Origin of the sequence: Paenibacillus sp. LjRoot56 (assembly GCF_964253335.1) — a bacterium.
GTDB lineage: Bacteria > Bacillota > Bacilli > Paenibacillales > NBRC-103111 > Paenibacillus_E > Paenibacillus_E allorhizoplanae.
Map to the genome: position 1 here is coordinate 125,099 of NZ_CAXURV020000008.1, position 23,616 is coordinate 148,714.

Sequence of the window (23,616 nt, forward strand, 5' to 3'; positions counted from 1 at the left end):
AATCTTATCCGCAGCACTTTCTTCTCATAAAAAATACTAATCAAGCAATATGGAATTAAGTGTGTAAATCGTTAACGATTTCACTCTAACAGTACCGTCTTTCGCGTACATTTTTATTTCTGCTAGTGTTGATAATGGGAAAATTTGATCTGTCATGACACGCTTCCCATCATTTGCAAAAACTTCAATGGACGATCGGTCTACAAAAATATGCATTTTAATAATGCCATTCTCCGGTTTCAATACAACACTGTGCTTGCATGCAAAATGTTCATGAAAATCGGTAACTCCAGAACGACTTCGATCCATATACAGCAATTGCTCCTGAACGCCATAGCTTACAACCGTTTCTTCTGTCTCGGAGGACCTTAGCTTCAAACCAAAATCTAAGGCATCGCCAATTTCAAATTCAGCAATAATTTCAAATAAATCGCCGTCAGTTATTGTTATTTCGGAATTGCTCAGCTCGAATGCTGCTCGATCCACTTTATTCCGCCTCTTAGCCTCCAGCTCGCGGATCGGCTTCTGATGGAGTCGGACTCCCTCTGATTCTGTCGCAAGTGTTAGCTCTCTAGGAAGCGTCATCGCCCCTCTCCAATTGGCAGTTGGAATGATGTTGGCATATTTCCAATTGTTCATCCACCCGATAAACAGACGCCTTCCCTGCTGTTCAGGCACATCTGACCATGTAACGCCTGCATAGTTGTCTCTCCCGTGATCCAGCCAAAGTAGGGGGGCAGGACATTCCTCAGGAACAAAAGTGTCCCCATTAAAAGCCCCAATAAAATACTGCGTACGGGATCCTTCAGGGAAGTTAACATCTTCTCCAATACTAACAATAAGCACCCATCTCGTGTTGTTGACGTCCTTGTCGACAGGCAACTCGAATAAATCCGGACACTCCCAAACGCCGTCATGCGAGCCTTGCCCCAATCCAAATTGACCCGTATATGTCCATTCTTTCAAATTCGGTGATTTGTAGAATCGAACGTAGTCACCCGCAGCAATGACCATTACCCAGCTTTGCCCAGGTACGTACCAAAATACTTTGGGATCACGGAAATCAGGAAGAGCTTCCTCCGTAAGTACAGGGTTATTTGCATATTTCGTCCATGTGCGCCCGCGATCCATACTGAACGCAAGACTCTGTCTTTGCCTAATTTGATCCGTCCCTGGTATCGTATCATGATGCGTGAAAATAGCGACAAGACCCGATTTTCCGGCAAAAAACCCGCTCGTATCATGCTTATCTACCACTGCGCTTCCTGAAAAAATAGCGCCATGTTCATCAGGAGCAAGCGCGATAGGAAGATGCTCCCAATGAACCAGATCCTGACTGACAGCGTGACCCCAATGCATAGGTCCCCAAACCGTACTTTCGGGGTGGTATTGATAGAAAAGATGATACTCCCCCTCATAAAACACCATCCCATTCGGATCATTCATCCACTGATCTTTCGGTGAGAAATGAAGCTGCGGTCGGAATTGTGTTTGATTGTTAGCTGTTATCATGAATCTTCGTCACCTTTCGTATCTCGTCTAGACTTGGAATCGCCGGGATGGCACCTCTTCGGGTCGTGGTTAAGGCACCTGCTGCATTGGCGAAGCTGATCAAGCCCTGAATGTCAGATTCGCTCATGGTGTGAACGTCATGATTTGCATCCAACCATCCGTGAAGAAAACCGCTAAAAAACGCGTCGCCCGCACCTGTAGCATCTATCGCATCTACTGCATATCCACGAACGCTTCCTGTTCTTTGACCCAAGCGGTAGAAAGCTCCTTTTTCTGCTAGTGTTATTAAGATGACCGAAGTACCAAAGGTCTCATATAGCATGCGTGATCCCTCTTCAAGATCCGTAACACCCGTTAGGAATACGAGCTCTTCTTCGGATAATTTCACGAAGTCAGCATAAGCCAACCCAAACTCCATCATACGTTTGGCGTGTTCCAAATCGTCCCAAAGCGGAATTCGCAAATTAGGGTCAAACGATATCTTGCAGCCATTTTCCTTGGCGAAAAGGAGTGCTTTCTTTGTCGCGGAAGCTGAGGGTTCATTCGTCATAGACAACGAACCAAAGTGAAACAACTTTGAATCCGCGATTAAATCCAAGCGTACTTCATCTTCTGCTAGCAGGGTATCAGCTCCCGGTTTACGATAAAAGCTAAAGGAGCGGTCGCCACTTGCATCTAATTGAACAAAAGCCAGCGTCGTATTTGCTTCCTTGCTCATTATTACGCCCTGCGTATGAATACCGCAATTTTCTAGCGTATCCACTAGAAACTGTCCGTGATTATCAGCTCCTACTTTACTGATGAAGCCAGTCCGTTTGCCCCATTTGGCTAATGCAGCCAGCACATTGGCTGGCGCGCCTCCTGGATTGCGCTCAAATAAAACATATCCTAAATCTGACTGCCCAGCTGGTGTGAAGTCGATTAATACCTCACCTAATGCAACGATATCATACATCGCTCTCTCTACCTCCCGATATGCTCTTCCTTTTTTTCTACACCGACACTTGAAATGTCTGTTTGATCTCCCACATTTGCATGGATATGATTCGAATGTCTCGCTCCCCATGCAAAAGTAAACCTAATGCGTCCAGCCTAGATGGGTAGGCGCGTGTCGTTAAGCATTTTTGCCCGTTAGCGTAAGCCTCGATCAATGAACGATCAACAAACACCCGCAAATTCAGTGGTTCTCCATGGAGTTCAAGCAAACCCTCTTGAATGCCTGTCGTTCGTTCACGCACATCTAACGTTGATTTATTACGATTCACGCCAAGCCGCTCGCGATCCTGATCATAGAATAGAACCGTCTCCTCTTCCCCATCCGGTGTTCGTCTGACCGAAATTCCATATTGGTGCACGGCTCCTGGACCAAAGGTTAGCTCGATCTCGAATGAATCATTCCGTATGTGCTGCAAGCACTCATTCGCTTCATCCAAGCTAACATTTTGTAAGTTCAGAAGCTGCGCGCCCCGGAGTTGACGCATCTCCTCGATAGGTTCAATCCCGAGCTGCCCATCCTCCCGCATAGTCAAACTGATCGGCATGCCGGCACCGTGCGACCAACCACAATCGTAATCGATTTCTGGTGTTCGCTCACCTTGAGCAATCGTAAACAGCAGCGATCTTCCTGTTACAGGATCAACCATGCCGCTTGGGCCAGTGAAATGGAAATCACCTACATCAATGAGCCTTGGTTCTTCATGATCCGGGATAAAGCGGAAACGGCTGCTATCCCACTCTCCTATCCAATAATTCACTTCTACTTTAGATTCTGGCCCCCATGGGCTTATTAGCAAAATATGTTTACCTGTTTCCTGGCCATCACGCTTTAACGGCAGCAGTACAGGAAGCTCCCATACAACCCCAAGGTAGGGGTATTGCTCGTAATTGCTTACATACAGGGGACCTTCTAACTCCCAATCGGTTAAGTTCTCTGAGCGGTAGACCATCGCGGTACCGCCTTTCCCCTCAATTCCCGTACCGACGAGCATAATCCATGTATCATTTTCTTTCCAAACAAAGGGATCCCGGAATTCACCAAAGTATCCTATTCCAGGCTTCTGAACAACAATTGGCTCAGAATGTTTCACCCATTTTTTCAAATCTAGATCCCCATCCTGCGGATAAGTCGTATAAGCCAGACCTACCGATTGATTTGGAGAACAAGCGTAATTCCCTGCTGTATAAAATAAGGCCGGATATCCATTTTCATCATACGCCGCACTGCCTGACCAGATCCCGTCCGGATCTATACCGGGCTCTGGCGCTAAAGCAACCGGAAGATCTCGCCAATGAACCAAATCCTCGCTCACCCAATGTCCCCAATGGATATAATGCCAGAAAGGGCCATTCGGATTGAACTGGTAGAACAAGTGATAGAGCCCATTGAAATAAATAGGCGCATGCGGTTCATTCATCCAATGACCCGGTGAAGTCAAATGGTACTGCGGACGATGCCGATCCTGAGCAAAGTTAGCTCTATGAATGGCCAGATGTTCGTAAGGAATAGCTGGTACAACCCCGCCGTGTTCGCTTAAATAATCCCGGTATGATCTTGCGATATCCTCCTCAGACATCGCAAGATCATAGAGACGAAGCTCATCCATCAATCCGTCGAACATATTCATAGTAAAGGCTTCTGCTAAGATAACCCCCTTATTATTTCGTCCTATTAACAAATCTTCCGTACTTGCAGTAATCCCGATATCCTTCTTTGAAAGCTGCTTTTCGGCAACCTTACAACCATTTAAATATAGCTTCATAAGACCTGTTAAAGCTTCGTACGTAGCAGAGACAAAGGACCACGCTCCCTTAGGGATCGGGTGATCATAGCACCAGACCTCCACCCACTCTTCGCCTAACGCAAGCTGGAGTGACCAAGACCCATGACGGGATAATCCAAATACGTAACCCTCGCAGCGTTCTCTGTCATGTTGATTCACGATCGCTGCTAGGCGCTGCTCATCTCCGAAGTCATAGCTGCGTGGAGCTATCCAAGTGGTAATCGTCAACGATTTCGACAACCTTGGACTTTGGTCTACTGAGCGCTGCAGCCATGTTGAATAACCATCAAATAACAGGGCATACCCGCGAATGCCTTTCCGCCAAACCGGATCTTGCCGAGGCTGAAACCGGCCTTTGGCAAGCGCATAATGAATTTGATCCCAACTACTCGTACTTCGCTCATGCGCTATACACCCCTGCCCCTCATCGAAGGACCAATAGGCAATAGGTTCCATGGTTGGATACCTCCTGATTTCTCATTACTTGGACGCTTTGTTGTAGCGGTCCAATGCGTCTTGATAGATTTTCAACAAATCATCTAATCCCATTTTCTTTAGCGTCGTTAAGTAAGAATCCCATTCCTTCTCTACGCCGCCTTCCATCAACCATTTGGAGCGTTTTTCATTGGTCAGCTTGGCAAGATCAGGTTTAATTTTACCGATTTTATCCAGCTCCTCCGGTGTAAAGAAAATACTCGGGTAATTTTCTTTTTCCATCTGAGGAACGAAGGTATCCTTGATACGATTCATTCTATCCAATGCGCGAGGCTCGGGAGCGACGAGGTTTTGGAAATCCTCAGCCAAGATAACACCCGTCATGTTCGGCGCAACCTTTTGACGGAATTCTCCTGCGGCTACCCCTGCATCAAGTGGTTTCTGTATAAGTTTGCCGTCTTTTTCATCGAATGCAACGCCAATCGGTCCCCAATGAAGCTGCGCAGCCATCTTCGGCTCATATTGCAAATCTAGCCATCTTGCTGTGATTTCAGGATTTTTGTTCACTTTCGTGATGACAGGACCTCCACGACTCCAAGGAGAGCCATTATTATATTTCACGACCATGCCCTTGAAAGGCGGTACGAGCGCATAATCCTTGGCGCGGTCCGGTCCGACAATTTCCGTCTCTTCCCACCAGAGGTAGGAGCCTAGCGTAACATCCTTCGTTTTTCCTTTTGCAAAGTAAGGAGCCGGATTGTTGTTGAAAGTAAAGGAATCTTTATCAATGAGGCCCTCTTCAACCCATTTGTGAAAATAGGAGACTGCTTCTTTGTATTTGGGATCGGTTGCCGCATAATTCACTTTGCCGTCCTTCACATTCAAGTGTTCAATAAACGAGTTATCGCCAGGCTGATACGTTTTGTCAGGAACTCCGAAAGCTCCGAATAAATAACCGATATCGCCGGTCCAGAAGGTATTCATAAAAGACATCGGCACTTCATCGGCTTTACCGTTACCATTAGGGTCTTTCGTTTTAAAAGCGCTAAGCACATCGTGCAGCTCTTCAATGCTCGCAGGCATCTTCAAACTCAGCTTATCCAGCCATGCTTTGTTCAAGAAGAGAAAATCCGGATTCGAACCGATGCCAGCTTGCCCTTTGCCCAGCTCTTCCGCCACAGGAAGGGAGTAAATTTTCCCGTCGGGGGCAGTAACGAACGCTTTCAGCTCCGGTCTTTTTTCAAACAGCTTCTTCACGTTAGGCATATACTTATCGATAAGGTCATTCAGAGGAATAATCGTGCCATCTTTGCTGTATTTCATCAAATCGTTATCTGTGAATCGAGCGCCGTAGAAGACATCTGGTAAGTTGGAGCTGGCAAGCAAAATGTTCTTCTTATCGTTGTAGTTCGCTTCCGGCACATTATCCCATTCCACATGCACGTTGGTCTGTTCTTCCAGACGTTTGAAGATCTCCATCTCTCCGTAATTCGGTGCAAGCGGCGCTTTCGGCGATACCATTTTCACTGTTACTTTATCTTTTACGATCGGGTAACCGCTTTCGTTAAAGTTCTTGGCTGCCGCTTTCTCGCTGTTTTGCGGGGCTACCGTATCTTTTACCTCAGGCGTTTTGTCACTGCATGCTGCCAGCACCAGACTCAAACTCATCGTCACCATCGTTATTGTCGTTAATTTTTTCTTCATTCTCGATACCCTCCTCTTTATATGTAACCGTTAAGATTTATGACTGATCCTTAGATGCACTCTTTTAATATCACCGCAAGACCGCCACCACCTCCTCTAATGCTTGCCTTCGCATCTCTAACCTTTTACAGATCCAATTAGAACACCTTTAACGAAGTAGCGCTGCAAGAATGGGTATAAAATGAGCAATGGTCCTGCTGCAATGAGAATAACCCCATATTTAATTAGTTCCGAAACCCTTTGTTTAGCTAAAAGTGAGTCAATATCTGACACCATGTCGCCGATTGGCTGGCTTTGGACCAGAATATTACGCAAAACTAGCTGAAGAGGATACAGTTTTTCATTTTCCAAATAAATTAATGCATCAAAGAATCCGTTCCACTGCCGAACAACCGCAAACAGCACTAGCACAGCAATGATCGGTTTGGATAAAGGAATAACTATACTCCAAAGAAATCGTGTATTCTTGCAGCCATCCATGAATGCCGCTTCCCTAAGTTCATCCGGTATGGTGGATTGGAAGAACGTCCGGGCAATAATAATTCCGAATGCATCCACGGCTGATGGCAAAATGACTGACCAAATCGTATCCACCATACCCAGCTTTTTGACTAACAAATAGGTAGGAATTAAGCCGCCAGAGAAAAACATCGTAAATACAAAAAACAGCATAAACACATTACGCCCATAAAAATCCTTACGAGAAAGCGGATATGCGGCTCCTATCGTTAGAGCAACACTGATCAGCGCGCTTGCGGCTGCATAGATAATAGAATTTCCATATCCTGTCCAGATCTGGGGATCCGATAAAATTCTGCTGTAACCTTCAAGCGTAAAACCTTTGGGCCAAATCCACACTTGGCCGGCATAAATATGATCGGGCTCACTGACGGAAGCTATAACTACGAAATATAGCGGATACAATATGAGCAGCGCAAAGCCACTCAATACTAGAATGTTTAAAGCGTCGAACCATTTATCAGCAGTGCTTTTTGCTGTAATCATAAGGTGAATGCCTCCTCTCTTTTAAAATAGCCCACTGCCGTTTATTTTTTTGACCAAACGGTTAACGGAGACCAGAAGGACGAAATTAATCAAGGAATTGAACAAACCAACTGCTGCGGAGAAGCTGTATTCCGCTCGCTGCAGACCAATTTTGTACACATACGTAGCGATAATCTCAGATGAACTGGCGTTTAGATCATTTTGCATGAGAAACGCTTTTTCAAATCCAACATTCATGAGATTCCCGATCGCCAATATGAACAAAATGAGAATTGTCGGCTGAATCCCCGGGATATCAATATGCCAAATCCGGTGCCATTTCGTTGCTCCGTCCACGACCGCCGCTTCATGAAGATGCGGATCGATACCGGCTAATGCTGCTAAATAGATAACCGAGGCAAATCCTGTTTCTTGCCAGACGCCAGAGAAGACATACAGGCTTTTAAACCATTGTGCCTTAGATAAAAAGTAGATTGGCTCAACGCCAAACAGTTGAATAATGTGATTGATGAGCCCGCTTCCAGGCGATAAGAAAACATACATCATACCAACAAGCACTACGGTAGAGATGAAATAAGGAGCATAAATGACCGTTTGAATAAAACGTTTATACCTTTCGTGGAGCAGCTGATTAAGCATCAGTGCAATAAGAATCGGTACTGGGAATGAAACCACTAACGAGAAAAGACTAAGTCCTAACGTATTCTTAATGACCGTCCAGAAGTTAAAAGAATCGAAGAACCGTTGAAAATGCGTCAATCCTACCCAGGGACTTCCCCAGAATCCCTTGGAAGCGATGAAATCCTTAAATGCGATTTGGACCCCGTACATCGGCCAATATTTAAAAATAATGAAATAAATCACAGTTGGCAAAATGAGAAGATACAGCTCGTAGTTGGCTTTGATCTGTTTGAGAGGTTCTTTGAATGTGCTCATTTTAAATGGTGCAACCCCTTTCTTTTTCTCGGGAAATCGTTTACGTAAACGTTTTTCTAATAGTCAAAAAAAAGCCGGATCAGCTTTTAACAAGAGCCTCGCAGGATTAACGCAGTTGGCAGTCTGTATTCTTTGCCAATCGAACCTGGGTTCTCAATCCGCTCTAACATGATCTCTGCCGACTTCACACCAATCTCATAAGAAGGCTGCCGGATAACCGACAACGGCGGGGTAGTAATCTGAGTCCAATCGTAATCGTCAAAGCCAATAATGGCCAGTTCGGCCGGGATTTGAATCCGTCTTTCTTGCATGTATTTCATGGCGCCCATTGTTAACACATTATTAGCAATGAACAGCGCAGTTATTTCCTGCTCCGCAAGCAGATCTTTCATACTCTCGTAACCGCTCTCAAGATTGGATTCCGCTATCCTCACAATGGAAGAATCAAATGGAATGTCGTGATCTGCTAATGCTTTTTTATATCCCTCATAGCGCTCATTGCTCGTTGTAATACCAAGTTCCCCGGTTAGCATCCCTATTCGACGGTGGCCTTTTATGATAAGGGTTTGGACTGCCTCATAAGCGCCTCCGATGCCGTCAGCCAGTACACTATCCCCATTATAACCGGTAGGTTTACGGTCGATAAACACGACAGGATAATTCGAACGTACGATATCGGTTAAATAACTGACATCTTCAGCAATAGAAGCAATGAACAAACCGTCAATCATCTTGGAATTAAACAATTTAATCTGTTCTTGTTCATCTTCAATTTGTTCCGTTGTATTGTTGCTCAGCAGTAAATGATACCCGTGCTGCTTCAATGTATACTGAATCCCCTGCGCTACCATCATAAAGAAGAAATTAGAGGTATCCGAGGGAAGTACCGGCACAATAAGGCCGATAGTGTTAGATTTCTGGCTGCGCAAACTTCTGGCCGCTGAATTGGGACGGTAATCAAGCTCTTCCATCGCTTGGTAAACCTTGCGCTTAACTTCATCCGATACATAGCGGGTGTTATTAATAACATGAGACACAGATGCTATTGAAACACCAGCATGTTCGGCTACCTGCTTAATACCGGAACGCATAATAATTGCCCTCATTTCTCATAAAAACGTTTACGCAACCGCTTTCTCAATTATAGGTTCCCTTTATTTAAGTTGTCAATGTTTTTTACAGGGATTTATAGCGGTTTGTTTCCTCGGCCTTTCATTAACATAACGAGAAAAAGAATGGACGGTATGATTCCAATGAAAATCTTGTTGACCATAAATTGATTCGCCACGATTCTCCCAATCTCTAAATGCGACTGCCAACTTGTGGGCAGAAGAGCTGTTATATAAATAAGACCACCGACAGGAAGCGCAAACCTTCGATAGTCCGTATGAAACATTTGAGATAACCCAAGTACGGAGGCCAAAAACCATAATGTCGATTTGATTAATATCCCTGCGTAAAAAAGTAAGATAACCAGTGCATCAAAACGCTCAAATACTTCTGCGATCTGAATCAGTTGTACCGACTGTAGTAAAGGTACTGTACTTATGTTAACTAATTGCGGACCTAGAACGATCAGATTCATTATGTTACAGAGAGTGATAACAAGCCCGGAAACAAAAAAAGATCGAATCGTCGTTTTTGTCATCTCTTTCTTCTCGTTTAAATAACTCCAGAACACGAGAAAAATCACCATTTGACCAAATGGAAACCAGACGGATTCAGCTATACTTTCTTTTAATATAGGTTGGATGCCTTTTTCCATCATCGGTAGAAGATAATTAAAATGAGCAACACCCGATACAAAGTGCATAATAAGTAAAATTAAATAAAAAGTCAGCACACCCACTACAATATATTCGGCTAAACGGAAGAAAACTTCTATACCCTTGTATATCGCATAAATCGATAAAGTCACCATTATCAGCATAATGATTGAAATAGGGCCCTTAGGAAGAATAGTCAAGAGCGTAAGATCACCAAAGTCCCGTACATTTCGCATGGCTTCGTAAGCAAACATTAGGGCATAGAGGAATACGACGGTTTTTCCGACAATTGAACCGAAATATGTAATCAATATCTGACTTAAATTTTTTTCAGGTTCCCTACATTGGATCGCCAAAAAAAGAAAAAGCAGCAGTAATCCTAGCAGCATGCTAATTACTACCACCAACCAGGCGTCTTGACCGGTTTTGATTCCTAATTCAAATAATGGCGTGCTTCCAATTTGAAATAAGATAATCATCGCACCTAACTGATATTTACTGATCCGCTCCATACGAAGCCTCCTTTCTCATTCTTTTTTTTTGGATAATTTGGAAAAGGAGTCATTAATCATTCCGGTTCTTTGAATCGTTACGTGAACTTTAACGTCCAAGCTGATATCAGCAAACTCTTTCTCCCAGTTTTTACTCAGTTCTTTCCAGTTTTGCGGGTAAGACTTGTGGAATTTGTCACCGAAGCCCAGTATGTCCGCTTTCATCTTTTTCGCGGCTTGGAAGGAGTCTTCCACATCATTTTTTATTTGTTCCTGGATATATGTCTCGAGTTTATGTAAGGTGTTAGGCTCTTTCAGTTTCAGATTACATGCCGTTTCATTTAGATTTCCTTTGGCTTCAATATCTACGGACATGAACAAGTTACCGCCCGAAATGTTCGGTGTTAAGTTGGTGCGGGATTTTTGAACCAAAAAGGAGGATAGCTGTTCGCTGAGGGTCTCCCCTTCACAAGAAAAAACGATAGTCATTTTCTTTATCTGATTCGTTATCCAAGGGATTCCGATGCTTTCATTCCGGCTTAACCAACCTGCAAATTTATCTTCCTTAAATACACCGACTCTATCCAATTTCAATACGGTGGATTTACGCGTTTCTTTGAGTGCGTCTAAAGAATTTTGTCCCTCTCGCTGACCTGTGATTTTGATTTCCGGCACAGTAGAGCTAGCGGTAGGATTTGTCATTGTGGACATGAGTTCGTGCATTTTAGATGGGACTAGGTTGGTTAATCGGTCTGCTTGTTCACTTAACAAATTGGAAATCGCGTTTCCGGGAATGGATTCTAAAGGAGTAAGGATCTCAAGTACATTCTTTGCGTCTGCATCAGAAAGGAGAACATTCGTATTTTCCCTTGATTCGTAACTTCTCAAGTACGCGTCTAATATTTGATTGACACCATATTTAGCAACACGTTGGCTGATAATAATGACCCGAGTATGGGAAAAAAAGAGGTGACGAGGAGCCTCTAAATCACTCTTTTGAATGGCCTCCTGTATGGTCTTCCCCTTCGATGAAAAGACAGTAACCGGAGATTGGGAGTTGCCTCCGCCGGACTTACTCTGAATTGACTTCGGTATGATAATTTGAAAGGTCAATACCCATTGATTACTTTCATCTAAATCAAAGGCTATTGCGCTGATAATCCCCAATTTGTTTAGTTCGATATGGTTCGAACAACCACTATTAACGACTAGCATAAAGGTGATCAACAGCAGGATTATCCATCGTTTCACTTCCTAATCCCCCTTGATGTCCGTCTCCCTACCCGTATGAATACAATTACTTTTCTTTCTCCTTATCGGAGGGCTCCGGATGTAAGTTAACTTTTTGGCGCACATAATTATTCTTAGCGAATAGACGCGGTCTGGTTACCATCATCCACCAAGGCACCCTGATCACCGTATCTTTTAAATTGCTTGGTATAAAAGGTGCTATGGGTGCCATGTAAGGAACTCCGAAAGAGCGTAGAGACAACATATGGAGCAATAGAAAAAAAAGCCCCGACATAATCCCGAACAATCCTAAAACTCCGGCAAGAACCATCAGTATAAACCGAATCAATCGAGCGGCAATTGAGATATTAAAAGCCGGAACGACGAAGCTGGAGATCGCCGTAAAGGCTACCACGATCACCATGGCTGCCGAGACTAGCCCAGCTTCAACTGCTGCCTGTCCCAAAACAAGAGCTCCAACGATGGAAATTGCAGAACCGATGGCTCTAGGCATTCGAACCCCTGCTTCCCTTAACACCTCAAATGTTAACTCCATCAATAAAGCTTCAAAGAATGCTGGAAAAGGGATTCCTTCCCTTTGTGCAGCAAGACTGACCAAGAGAGTTGTCGGTAACATTTCTTGATGAAAAGTCGTAATTGCAATATATAAGGAGGGCAGTATCATAGAAGTGGTAAACGCAACGAAGCGCAAAATTCGCAAAACTGAAGAAATATCGAATCTTTGATAATAGTCTTCGCTGGCCATAAAGAACTTGAGAAAGGTGATCGGCAGCACTAGAACAAAGGGTGTTCCATCCACCAGAACAGCAACCTGCCCATCCAAGATAGAACCCGCAACCGTGTCGGGACGTTCCGTGTTAATAATTGTTGGAAACGGGGTAAAGGTTTGATCCTGAATAAATTCTTCCAAATAGCCACTTTCCAGTATGCCGTCTATTTCGATGCGATCCAGTCTTTGAAGCACTTCATTCACGACTAAATCATTGGCGGTCCCTTTCAGATACATAACACTAACGTCTGTTTGGGTCACCGTTCCGATTCGCCTGTCGATTTTCCATAGATTCGGACTTTTGATTCTGCGCCGGAGTAATGCTATATTCGTGCTGATATCCTCGGTGAATCCATCTTTGGGTCCGCGAATAACAGATTGAGACGAGGGTTCCTCTACCCCCCTTTGCATCCATTTAGCTGAACTTGCGGAAATGCCTTGATCCCAACCCTCAGCGAGAATAACGGTAGATCCGCTGTATAAAGAAGACATGAGTTCATCTATATTACTCACCGTTTTTGTGGAACTAACAGTAAGAATTTGGTCTTTAATAACCGTCAAAGAATCGTATGAATTTCTCTGTTGAGCTTCATTTACTTCTGCATCGGACATGATCGGATTCATGATGTGATCGTTAATGACCACAGTATCGGTTAAACCGCTTATATACACAATAGCCATAGGTAAACTATTAGCCCCTTGAAATGTACGGATGACAACATCTGAGCTGTTACCGGTTAACGCAGATAAATTCTTGATATTTTTCTGTAAGCTATTGGAAAGGGGTTCGATTTGTTTGCTTTTTGCTTGAGTATCCTGTTGTGAGCCCTCATTATATTTCCGGGCAAATCGCTGTAAAAGTCTGTTCATCCGATAGCCTCACCAAGTATGCCATATAATACCATTCATTTTCGCCTTAGGTTCCAAGAGTTATACCTTCATCGAACCGCCATAAACATACAAAGATACCCGTAACCGCGATTTACGCAGCCCTTAATGAGATAACCTTCTTTGGCTAGTTGAAGTGCTTGATTACAACATTATTAAAGATCGCGGTGCCTCCTTCAGAAAAAAGGGTAATTCCTTGCTCGTTTAATTCCGGGAAAATTTCATTGGAAAAAACGATGGTTCCATCTTCCATAAAGACTTCAATGCTTGTTTTATCGACGAAAATTTTTAAGTGAACGTGCTTCTTACTCACATCAAAGGGGGCCCTGCTTTCAACATATTTACCACTCAGGTCAGGCTGACCTGTAAAAGCTCTGTTGACATAAGAGTACCTTCCCTCTGCAAAAACACCTACATCTACATGACGGTTTTTGTCTGTTGATTCTCGAAGTCTTAATCCGACATTCTTGATCTCTGACCACGATATATCTGTCTCAAGCTGGTAAGCATCACCCGTTATAGGAAGAGTTTTAGAGCCATTAACCACTATTTGTTTCAACGAATCCGTTGTAATTGTCAATTGATTCAATGCTTCAATGGGTTGTGAAACCAAACGATACGTATCGCCATCATGTGTTAAGTTAATTTGACGAACAATCGAATCTGTCCCGTTAAACCCTTCTTGAAGCGTTGGCGTACTATGAGGATAATCCCAATTATTCATCCAAGCTAAAGCATACCGATGATTGTATTTATCGCTGTCTTTCCCTTCTTCAAACGTGACAGCACCATACCAATCAAAGCCGTAATCTAACCACTGAGGGTCACTTTGATCAGGAATAAATTCCTTGCCATTAAAGTGTCCAGTCCAATAGGCATAAGTGTTTGGTTGACCTTCCGACTTACCATTTGCGCTGACACCAAGAATCCATTTATAGATCCCGTCATTCGCACGCATCAAATAAAGATCAGAACACTCCACAATGCCGATATTTTGCGTCATAAAACCACCCGTATATTGCCAATCTTTTAAATTCGGAGACTCATAAAAACCAATTTTCGTCCCTTCCGCCATTGCCATCACCCACTTATTAATCTGATGATCCCAGATGATTTTCGGGTCTCTAAAATCTTTAGTACCAGGATTTGAAATAATGGGATTGTCACGATAAGAAGTAAACGTTTTTCCTTTGTCTGTACTGTACCAAAGATATTGTTCCTGCTTCCCGCCTTCTGCAGACGGCTGTGTGACTATCGCCACAAGAGCACCTTTTCCAAAGCCTGCTGAATTGGTATCATCCACGACGACTGATCCCGACCATGGATCACCATTTTTATTCGTATATTTAGGAATCGCCACCCCTTCATCCTTCCAATGCACCAAATCCGTTGATGTCGCATGCCGCCATTCGGTTCCATTTCCAGTCGGATAATCATGATTATAGAGATAATAGTAATGATACTTTCCATCGAAATATATCGGCCGCTGAGGGTCGTTTTTCCATTTGTCGGGCGTAGTGAAATGATAGCTAGCTCGATACGTTGGTATAACTGAATCGATGATTTCGTTCTTCTTATTGCTTTCTGAATAATGAACCACTAACCCTATCGTCATCAAAATAATGAAACAAATCATAACTACACCTATTCGTTTTACTGCTTTCTTATGATTTGTTGTATCGTTCAAGCTGATACCTCCTCGCTGTGCTGCTGTTTATTCCTTTTTGTAAAAAAGAAAATGCCGATTTACATCGGCATTTTCTTTGCTTTATTTAGGATGTTTACGTTATTTTTTGTTAAGCTACTTTGTATCAGTCGTTAATTGCCCTTGTGCTAGGATACTATCACCCACAACCGAAGTTTTTGAACCACTAATGTTCAGCAAGAAACTCGGAGCAAAAGTAGATTTGTGGTCTGCAAATAAACCTCTGTTTGTCATGTAGCTTGTGATAACCACATTTTTACCATCAGCTTGCGGTACTGCAAAGTGAGAATAAGTCCAGGTAAGATCTTTAGGATCAAGATTCATGTTTAATACAAGTCCGCTGTCATTTAACGGTTTGTATGTTCCAGTTAAGGAATCGGACACATAACCTAACATGTATACATCATTCGCCCCGATTCCATCAATCGTCATTTTGGAACCCCTGGAATCTGTGAACAAATACCATTTGCCATTCATTTTAAATACGTTGGCACGTTCGATTTCATCTGTTACAGTGTTCGATGCAATTAACGGTTTCATGACTTTTTTCAACGTATAATCATCGTTCAATTCAATAATACCCAATGCACCATTTGCTAACTCAGCAGCACGTTTTTTAGGACCTTGCAGCAATTTATTTTTTTCATCTTGGAAGAATTGCTTCTTTCCACCGTAGAAAGCTTTATTGAAGAGTGATGCCTCTCCTTGGTAACCAACTTCCGTTCCTGTGTTGGCTTCGAAAACAAGGTATTTATGACCATTGTCTTCCACATAGTGAGGATCTCTTAATGTATGATTATCTGAATAGTTTTCCGCTTCGATTCCTTGCATAACGTTTTGATAGATTTTGCCGTCTCCGCCATCAAAAATCGATTTCAGATCCTGAACGCCATCAATTTTCAGCGTACTTTTATCTGGTTGAGATACATTGACTTGGGCCGTTGTTAAAGTTTGTTTACCATAGAACCCGTGATTGGGGTCCCAACCCTGACGATCTGTATAGAATAAGCGAACTTTTCCATCCGATGTTAAGGTTGCGGAGCCTGACCATTCTTCTGCTTGATATTTGAGAAAAGGATCGTTAGGAACGAATTTATCGCTATCCTTAAATACTCTGCCAGCATTTTTCCAGCTATCAATGGAAGTATCACCTACTTTTTGATAAAACATGTAGACAAAGGTGTCCCATCCTCTTTTAGGGTCTCCTGCTAAAGCAAAAACGATATTGTAGCCATTATAATTTGCTACTGTTCCATCAGCATTTTGCAGCGGCCAGCTATCCCAAACATCGATATCGATCAAGTTGCCCTGCTCATCATAACCTTTTGCCGAAGAAAGATTTTTTATTGTTGATGCATCGAAATGAGGCGCTTGAAATTGTGCACTCTTTTGTTGTTCAGGTATTTTCAGCATGTCAGAACGTGTAATATGGGAAAAACCATAATTTTCATTGTAATCCATAGTGTCTTTCTCTTTCGCAAATGCTTGAGCACCACCTCCTACCAGCATGGCTGTCGTCAAACTTACTGTTGTTGCTCGTTTAACCAATTTTTTGATGTTCATAATCTAACAACTCCTTATCTACTTTTGTTTTTTTCTCTCCACAATTTAAAGTTTAAGGCAAAGGGAAAGTTATGAACATGTCGTACATTGATAGATTTGCAGGCTTATATTGATTCAACTAGACGAGCTTTACAAGCACAAAATAACCCTTACCGCCTTGATACTAAGCATCAGAGGCGAAAGGGTTATTTATCTAATATGTGTGCCAACCAATTATTTCTGTTCAGCCTTATTCCAGGATTTTTGGAACTCCTGAAGCAATTGGTCGCGGTTAAGCTGTTTGCCTACATAAGCTTGCATAGCATAGCCGAACTCTTCTCTAGCCCTCGAAGGAAATTTAAACCAGTTCCAGGACAACGTTTTCTTCTCCTTTGAGTAACGAATAATATCGTCCACGAGCGGTCCCGAACGGTCCGTCTCTATATTATTAAACGCAGAAATAAAATGGAATTGTTCCTTCATAAACGTTTTGCCTTGTTCCGACGAAACCATCCAGTTCAAGAATTTCTTTGCTTCTTTCTTTTTCTCCGGCGAAGATTCTTTATTTACGACCCAGTTATTGGATACGCCCACCGCCAAGGCATCGTTTCTGGCATCATCATTTATAGGAATAGGTAAGAAACCGATATTCATATTCGGCGTTATTTGATCAATCTTAGATTGAGCCCAATTCCCTTGTTTAAGGATCGCCGCTTGGCCGGTTGCAAACAAAGAGACTTCGGTATTATAGTCGGTCGTCAGAAAATCTTTATTGCCGTATTGAACGGTCAAATCCAGCATTCGAGTCAGATCTTCGAACTTTTTGTTCCCTACGATGGTTTGCGTCCCTTCGTTCAAAGCTTGAATAAAAGCGTCCGGGTCGTCCTGCTGGGCAAAAGCAATATTCATCATGAGAATGAAAAACCAACTATCTGAATAACCGACTGCAAAGGGGGTAATACCAGTGGAATGTAGCTTTTCCGCCGCTTCCTTTAATTCGGTAAGCGTTTTTGGCAGGGTGTGGATACCGGCTTTAGCGAATAAATCCTTATTATAAATAAAGCCGTAGCCTTCCAAATTTATAGGCATCCCGTAAATTTTCCCGTCCATCTTCATCGGCTTAAGGGCCTCATCAACCACATTTTTCACCCATGGCTGATCGGACAAATCCTCCAAATACCTTTTCCATGACTTCGCTTCTTCGTAACCGCCGTTAGGGAAGATATCGGGACCTTTATTTGCTGCAAATCTTGCTTTCAATTCGGCAAGGTAATTTGCCCCTCCGCCAAAGGTTAAAATATTCATCTTAACATTCGGATTTTCTTTCTCGTATTCCTTTACCATCTGCTCAAACTCCGTGGAAATTTCTACTTTGGGATTCAGTACCTCTAAAGTGATTTTCTGATCAGCACTGATTGTATCTATTTCCTTCACCGAACGATTGTCCGCCCAGCAAGAAGAAAGCGCTAGGGTTAGCAACCCGGCTAAAGCACATTGAAAAACCTTGATTATCATGATACCCCCTCGTTTCATTTACAACTTTAATGAAGTAATCCCAATTCCGTTATTTCCCGGTTTCCCTCCTTATTCCGATATTCAAGAGGCGTCATGCCAACAATTCGTTTAAACAATTTCGAAAAGTAAGTTTCATCCTGGTACCCGAGCTTTAATGCAATCGAGTACATTTTCTCGTCTGTTTGGCTTAACCACTGTTTAGCTTGTTTTATTCTTAGCTGAATAATGTAGTTGGAGAGGGTCATCCCGTTTTCTTGCTTAAATCGTCGCGAGATATGTTCGCGGCTCAGGAAGAAACGGTTTGAAAGTTTGTCCAAACTTAACTCTTGCATATAATGTTCATTTACAAAAGCAACAATATCATGCATGCGCCTGGCATCATCCAAATCCGTCAAACGGTGTATGGCTCTGAAATTTTGCTCAGCCATTGCCCTTTGCGCAGATTGAAAAGATTGCGGGAGCTCATTAAGCGATGTCAGTGGGAGGCCGCTAACTAGACGAACGGGAATATCAATATGCTGGGTAATCCATTCCTCTACCGGGAAAAATTGACCGTGAACAGAAAGTATCACACAGACATTAGGGTCGTTCTGAAGAGCATAGGCATTCCCCCACTCCCGAGTAACCAGCTCATCCGTCAAATGCTGGAGGTAGGGCTCCGAATGATGGGTTTGGTAAAAATAAATCAAGGTAAGATCGTATGCGTCCGCTTGCGGAAGCGACAAGGCAATTTCGTCGGAATCAAAAACTTCCCCGTTACATGCCGCGGTAACCCCCTTGTTTAAGCGAAGCTTCTTAGCCTCTTCATAGACGCCCGGCTCTACAATGCTGCGTTCTTCCTCTTCTTTTTTCCAGGATTCTACCGCTCCCGCGAGTGTTTCATTTAGCATTTCATTCTCGATAGGCTTCAACAAATAATCGAAGCTGCCGTGCTTAATCGCTTTACGCATGAAGGAATAGTCATCAAACCCTGTAATCAATATCACTTTTCCCGGGTAGGAATTGGCATCCAACCACTCCATCAACTCAATCCCGTTCTTTTTGGGCATTTTCACGTCTGTCATGATGATTTCCGGACTTTCCAGATCAATTAACGCCTTTGCCTCTTCACCATTTCTGGCTTCCAAAATGTCGGTAATCCCATGTTTCTGCCACTGTCCCATAAAACGAATAATTTTCCTTACATTAGACTCATCATCCACGATAAGAGCTTTCATTACCTCATTCCTCCTTAAGGTAGAGTGGAATCATCAGCTGAACGGAAAACCCTTGTCCCTGCAAAGAATCAAGTAGGATTCCCGCTGTCGGATCATAATTAAGAACCAAGCGATCATGAATATTTTTCAAACCGATATGCTGGGGCGAGTTGTTTTCTTCGCATACCGGCGCGTAGATTTTATTTTTTAATGCCGTCAGCTCATCATCCGTCATACTGCGGCCGTTATTTTCTACAACCAGATTCAAATATTCTGCTCGTATTTCACCGTAAATACGCAAGTGGGCTTGTTCGTATCCCTCTTCATAACAATGTTTAAAGAAGTTTTCAACGAGTGGCTGCAAAATCATACTCGGAACTGAAATATCAAGAATGTCCTTGGGGATGTCGATGGAATAGCTAAAATCGGTTTGAAAACGCTCCTCTTGAAGGTTCAAATACGCTCTTACATAATCTACTTCACTTCGAACTGTGGCCTTTTGATCCACACGAATAGAGTACCGCATCATTTTGGATAAGGAGACTACCAATTGGTATACTTTCGGAGATTCGGTGAATAGGGCAACCGCACCAATGGATTGAAGGGAGTTGTATAAAAAGTGAGGATTAATCTGCGACTTTAGCGCTCTGTGCTGATTCTTCCTGTTCTCAATCTCCAGCTTGTACTCACGGTCGATGTGACGATTAATCCGGTTCATCATTTCCTTGATATGCCTCTCCAGATTGCCGATTTCATCTTCCCTCTTATCGTCAAACGGAGCATTCATGTTCCCGCCTTCAATGCTCAGTACTTTCCGGCTAAGCAGCTTGATCGGACGAGTAATCTTATATGATATGATGGCTATCATGATTAAGCCCAGAATTCCCACGATTACACCGACTATAATGTTCTTGTAGGCGGTTTTCCTCACATCATTAAATAAGAATTTGCTTGAGGTTATCTTAACAAAGTGCCATTGATTTAACGGTTCCGACAACGTTTTGGAAAAGATAATATCGCCATTCGAAAACTGTGCGCCTGCAGCCGACTGATTGATTTTCTTTTGTAATTCTGCCGGAACAGCCTTCCCTATCATGGCTTCATCGCTTGCATAGATGACATAACCGTCCGAATCGGACAGCAATACGGATTCTTTATTTTTTTGAAGAAAATGATTAGATATGCGAGAAAATTTATCCAAATCGATGTCTATCGTGATGATGCCGAGAAATTCTTTCGAAAGGGCATCCAAGATTTTGTGGTGAATCGTCAATACCATCGTTTTGTCGGATGGGGGCATAATTGCTGTATTGTTATAATTTTCAATCTGATGTGGCGGTTCGATTAGAAAGTTCGAATCAGAGTTTATTAGCTTCTGAATAGAGGCTTGTTTCAATAAATCCGGCTGCCGCTTACGGGAACTTATCATCGCATTATAAACCGTAAACGAGTTTTTTCCTTCCTCAATGTATAACCGAACCTGCCTAATTTCGTTTCTCATCAGATAAAAGGTTGTCATGCCTTTATAGATTTCAAGCTGATTGAAATAAAGGGATCCTTCGAAGCCTTTTTCGAAAATCATGAACAAGTCAGGATTTCGGTATAAAATATACGGGAGATTAACGATATCATCAAAGTATTGCTCCAGGTCTTCGGACGCCTGCCCAATTTGTTCGCGGCTGTTCTCAAGCTCATGCCGTTCCACATTCTCTTTCGTTTGCCTATAAATCAATAGCATGGACAAAAAATACGGTAGGATAATAAAAACAAGCAGCATGATCAATAAACGGCTTTGAATGCTTTTCACAAAAATACTCCTTTTATTTAAAATCACCTTACTATTATTCTAACCTCTTAGCATTGTGATTTCTTTCGCCAATATCTGTAAAGGGATCCTCAGCTGTTATAAGATTCGGTCTTTGATAAAAAAATCAGTCCGTAGAAATGTTTCAAGCTATACCTGGCCTCTAACCGAATAGTGCCGAACCCCCATTTAGATTTCATATAAAATCGGTTAATACGACCGATCGGCGTGGGCACTTATCTTGCACCATACGCAGCACCAAGTCCTAGTCTGTCATAGAGGCTGCCGCGGTGTCTTTATTCAGCTATCGGTCTCAGCGACAATAAACACTCTAAAAGCGAAATGAAGGATGCATTAATTATATCCGACATGTTTTAAACGGATTCCCTTTCGAGGAGAATGGGATATATCATATCAAATCAAGGTAGTTCCTCAAATACTTTTACTTTTGCTGGATTTAGGACAAATATAAACACTAAAAATTATCAGTCCATAATTAGCTATATTTGTAAAGTATGTGCGTTTTACATGGTGGAAGCAAAAAAAATCTCCTATTGTAGAGTAGTAGGCACGTTGTCCATAACCCGTACTCCACCAATAACCCCCAGTAAATTTCCCGGTTGTATAGTCTAATGAACCCGTTAAATAACTCGCTTTTTTCACCCATTTCCATTCGGGAAAACATAAGCACATATCGATCGCCTAGCTGAAAAATGTCCGACACTCCCACATCCTACCCGCAATCCCGCAAATCTCCAAAATCAGAGAGCAGGACCCCGAAATAGTAACTTCCATGGATATGAATTCTTTTATTTTATTGAGCTGCTTTGCAATTATATTTTAACTACCAATATACATTAAAAATAAACCCGCGCAATTTTGCACGGGTTTTACAGAGTAAGAACGAAATTTGATATTTAATTGGCCTCTAACCAAATAATTGATCAAGATTACTTTCACCATTACCTACATTTGCTCATAATACCCAATATTTTTTCATTCCAAACTCAATGCAACAACCGCCCATCCCGAAACCTCACAACCCGCTTCGCCGTCTCCGCAACCTGCCGGTCATGCGTAATCACAATAATCGTCCTCCCCTGCTCATTCAACCGCCTGAAAATATCCATAATCTCCGCGCCTGTTTTCGAGTCCAATGCTCCTGTAGGTTCATCCGCCAAAATAATCGTCGGATCGCCCGCCAACGTCCGTGCAATTGCGACACGTTGTTGTTGTCCGCCAGATAGCTCCGAAGGAATGTGCTTCTTTCGATCCAACAAATCCACCGCTTCCAGTGCCTGTAAAACTTACGGCTCTCGCTGTTTTCTCGATAATCCCCGATAAATCAAAGGTAACTCCACATTCTCATAAGCGTTTAATCTCGGCAGCAGATTAAAATTCTGAAAAACAAACCCGATCTTCCGATTCCGAATCTCGGCCAACTGTGAATCCTTCAGCGAGTGAATCTGCTTCCCATCGAGCACATACAGGCCTTCGTCCGAAACGTCCAAACAGCCGATGATGTTCATCAGCGTGGACTTTCCGGAACCCGAAGGTCCCATAATGGCGACAAATTCACCTTGGGTGATGTCCAACGAAATGTCATCTAGGGCGCGGATTGTCTCCCCGCCCATATAGTAAAACTTACTAACATGCTCAATCTGAATTAAGGCTGTCATTGTCCTCGTCTCCATTATTTGATGCCAAATGAATGAAGATTGCGATTCAATTCAACTGAATTCAATTCTTTTACCGCTTCGCCTTATAAAATTCATGATAAAGCTTCATCAACGCCCGCTTCTCAATACGCGATACATACGAACGCGAAATCCCCAGCTCCTTCGCAATCTCCCGCTGCGTCCGCTCCTCGCCGCCAAGCTCCAAGCCAAACCGTCCAACCCAACTTCCTTCTCCCGGTCGTCCAATATCTCCAGATTCCGATAGATTTTGCTCTTCTCGATTTTCAATTGCACCGCATCCACCACATCGTCCGCCTCGCTACCGAGGATGTCAATTAAAGTAATTTCATTCCCCTCTTTGTCCGTTCCGATCGGGTCATGCAAGGACACATCTTTCCGCGTTTTCTTCAATGATCGCAGATGCATCAATATCTCGTTCTCGATACAACGTGCCGCAAAAGTCGCCAACTTCGTGCCCTTGTTCGGGGAGAAGGACTCGATAGCTTTGATCAGTCCAATCGTCCCAATGGAGATCAAATCTTCCAAATCTTCCCTTGTGTTGTCGGATTTTTGAGGTTGTGAACACGAAGCAACGTAATGTTCACTCTGTGTTACTCATTACATCCAGTCGAAGAGCA

At 43.0% G+C, this 23,616-nt stretch carries 15 protein-coding genes and 2 pseudogenes; all 17 read right to left on the bottom strand.

Annotation, left to right across the window (positions count from 1 at the left end; genetic code table 11):
- Positions 1–36: 36 nt before the first annotated feature.
- A complete protein-coding gene (locus ACSQ8O_RS36010) occupies positions 37–1,512 on the bottom strand; it encodes a glycoside hydrolase family 32 protein (protein WP_436245651.1) in 1,476 nt (491 codons plus the stop codon).
- Positions 1,499–2,467: a carbohydrate kinase family protein gene (locus ACSQ8O_RS36015; RefSeq protein ID WP_436245652.1), complete on the bottom strand. Its 969-nt coding sequence runs from the start codon at positions 2,465–2,467 to the stop codon at positions 1,499–1,501. The genes ACSQ8O_RS36010 and ACSQ8O_RS36015 overlap by 14 nt, the downstream gene beginning before the upstream one ends.
- Positions 2,468–2,504: 37 nt before the next feature.
- Entirely contained in the window at positions 2,505–4,748 is a 2,244-nt protein-coding gene (locus ACSQ8O_RS36020; protein WP_436245653.1) for a GH32 C-terminal domain-containing protein, read from the bottom strand.
- Between the two features lie 24 nt (positions 4,749–4,772).
- On the bottom strand, positions 4,773–6,431 hold the full coding sequence (locus tag ACSQ8O_RS36025) for an extracellular solute-binding protein (RefSeq protein ID WP_436245654.1): 1,659 nt from the start codon (positions 6,429–6,431) through the stop codon (positions 4,773–4,775).
- Positions 6,432–6,548: 117 nt separating this feature from the next.
- A complete protein-coding gene (locus ACSQ8O_RS36030; protein ID WP_436239507.1) occupies positions 6,549–7,445 on the bottom strand; it encodes a carbohydrate ABC transporter permease in 897 nt (298 codons plus the stop codon).
- Between the two features lie 12 nt (positions 7,446–7,457).
- The gene (locus ACSQ8O_RS36035; protein WP_436245655.1) at positions 7,458–8,372 is read right to left on the bottom strand and encodes an ABC transporter permease; all 915 of its coding nucleotides are present in this window, start codon (positions 8,370–8,372) and stop codon (positions 7,458–7,460) included.
- An 86-nt stretch (positions 8,373–8,458) separates the two neighbouring features.
- Positions 8,459–9,463, bottom strand: a complete 1,005-nt coding sequence (locus ACSQ8O_RS36040; protein ID WP_436245656.1) for a LacI family DNA-binding transcriptional regulator — start codon at positions 9,461–9,463, stop codon at positions 8,459–8,461.
- A 95-nt stretch (positions 9,464–9,558) separates the two neighbouring features.
- Entirely contained in the window at positions 9,559–10,650 is a 1,092-nt protein-coding gene (locus ACSQ8O_RS36045) for a GerAB/ArcD/ProY family transporter (protein ID WP_436245657.1), read from the bottom strand.
- Between the two features lie 15 nt (positions 10,651–10,665).
- Complete coding sequence (locus tag ACSQ8O_RS36050) at positions 10,666–11,880, bottom strand: Ger(x)C family spore germination protein (protein ID WP_436245658.1); 1,215 nt, start codon at positions 11,878–11,880, stop codon at positions 10,666–10,668.
- Positions 11,881–11,926: 46 nt separating this feature from the next.
- Complete coding sequence (locus ACSQ8O_RS36055; RefSeq protein WP_436245659.1) at positions 11,927–13,519, bottom strand: spore germination protein; 1,593 nt, start codon at positions 13,517–13,519, stop codon at positions 11,927–11,929.
- A gap of 145 nt (positions 13,520–13,664) precedes the next feature.
- The gene (locus ACSQ8O_RS36060; protein WP_436245706.1) at positions 13,665–15,173 is read right to left on the bottom strand and encodes a glycoside hydrolase family 32 protein; all 1,509 of its coding nucleotides are present in this window, start codon (positions 15,171–15,173) and stop codon (positions 13,665–13,667) included.
- Between the two features lie 165 nt (positions 15,174–15,338).
- Complete coding sequence (locus ACSQ8O_RS36065; RefSeq protein ID WP_436245660.1) at positions 15,339–16,805, bottom strand: glycoside hydrolase family 68 protein; 1,467 nt, start codon at positions 16,803–16,805, stop codon at positions 15,339–15,341.
- 213 nt (positions 16,806–17,018) lie between these two features.
- Positions 17,019–18,299 carry an ABC transporter substrate-binding protein gene (locus tag ACSQ8O_RS36070; RefSeq protein ID WP_436245661.1) on the bottom strand — a complete coding sequence of 427 codons (1,281 nt, stop codon included), beginning with the start codon at positions 18,297–18,299 and terminating at the stop codon, positions 17,019–17,021.
- Between the two features lie 26 nt (positions 18,300–18,325).
- Positions 18,326–19,516: a response regulator transcription factor gene (locus ACSQ8O_RS36075; RefSeq protein ID WP_436245662.1), complete on the bottom strand. Its 1,191-nt coding sequence runs from the start codon at positions 19,514–19,516 to the stop codon at positions 18,326–18,328.
- Between the two features lie 4 nt (positions 19,517–19,520).
- Positions 19,521–21,302, bottom strand: coding sequence for a cache domain-containing sensor histidine kinase (locus tag ACSQ8O_RS36080; protein WP_436245663.1), 1,782 nt, complete (start codon positions 21,300–21,302; stop codon positions 19,521–19,523).
- Between the two features lie 1,004 nt (positions 21,303–22,306).
- A pseudogene (locus ACSQ8O_RS36085) lies at positions 22,307–22,978 on the bottom strand (ABC transporter ATP-binding protein).
- Positions 22,979–23,048: 70 nt separating this feature from the next.
- Positions 23,049–23,551, bottom strand: a pseudogene (gene sigK / locus ACSQ8O_RS36090) (RNA polymerase sporulation sigma factor SigK); the annotation flags it as partial.
- Positions 23,552–23,616 lie beyond the last annotated feature (65 nt).

What these genes read in the sequence shown, in the direction of transcription:
- ACSQ8O_RS36060 (WP_436245706.1), bottom strand. Translation starts at nt 15,173, where the DNA reads ATGATTTGTTTCATTATTTTGATGACGATAGGGTTAGTGGTTCATTAT.
- ACSQ8O_RS36025 (WP_436245654.1), bottom strand. Translation starts at nt 6,431, where the DNA reads ATGAAGAAAAAATTAACGACAATAACGATGGTGACGATGAGTTTGAGT.
- ACSQ8O_RS36045 (WP_436245657.1), bottom strand. Translation starts at nt 10,650, where the DNA reads ATGGAGCGGATCAGTAAATATCAGTTAGGTGCGATGATTATCTTATTT.
- ACSQ8O_RS36070 (WP_436245661.1), bottom strand. Translation starts at nt 18,299, where the DNA reads ATGATAATCAAGGTTTTTCAATGTGCTTTAGCCGGGTTGCTAACCCTA.
- ACSQ8O_RS36075 (WP_436245662.1), bottom strand. Translation starts at nt 19,516, where the DNA reads ATGAAAGCTCTTATCGTGGATGATGAGTCTAATGTAAGGAAAATTATT.
- ACSQ8O_RS36015 (WP_436245652.1), bottom strand. Translation starts at nt 2,467, where the DNA reads ATGTATGATATCGTTGCATTAGGTGAGGTATTAATCGACTTCACACCA.
- ACSQ8O_RS36040 (WP_436245656.1), bottom strand. Translation starts at nt 9,463, where the DNA reads ATGCGTTCCGGTATTAAGCAGGTAGCCGAACATGCTGGTGTTTCAATA.
- ACSQ8O_RS36055 (WP_436245659.1), bottom strand. Translation starts at nt 13,519, where the DNA reads ATGAACAGACTTTTACAGCGATTTGCCCGGAAATATAATGAGGGCTCA.
- ACSQ8O_RS36065 (WP_436245660.1), bottom strand. Translation starts at nt 16,805, where the DNA reads ATGAACATCAAAAAATTGGTTAAACGAGCAACAACAGTAAGTTTGACG.
- ACSQ8O_RS36010 (WP_436245651.1), bottom strand. Translation starts at nt 1,512, where the DNA reads ATGATAACAGCTAACAATCAAACACAATTCCGACCGCAGCTTCATTTC.
- ACSQ8O_RS36020 (WP_436245653.1), bottom strand. Translation starts at nt 4,748, where the DNA reads ATGGAACCTATTGCCTATTGGTCCTTCGATGAGGGGCAGGGGTGTATA.
- ACSQ8O_RS36035 (WP_436245655.1), bottom strand. Translation starts at nt 8,372, where the DNA reads ATGAGCACATTCAAAGAACCTCTCAAACAGATCAAAGCCAACTACGAG.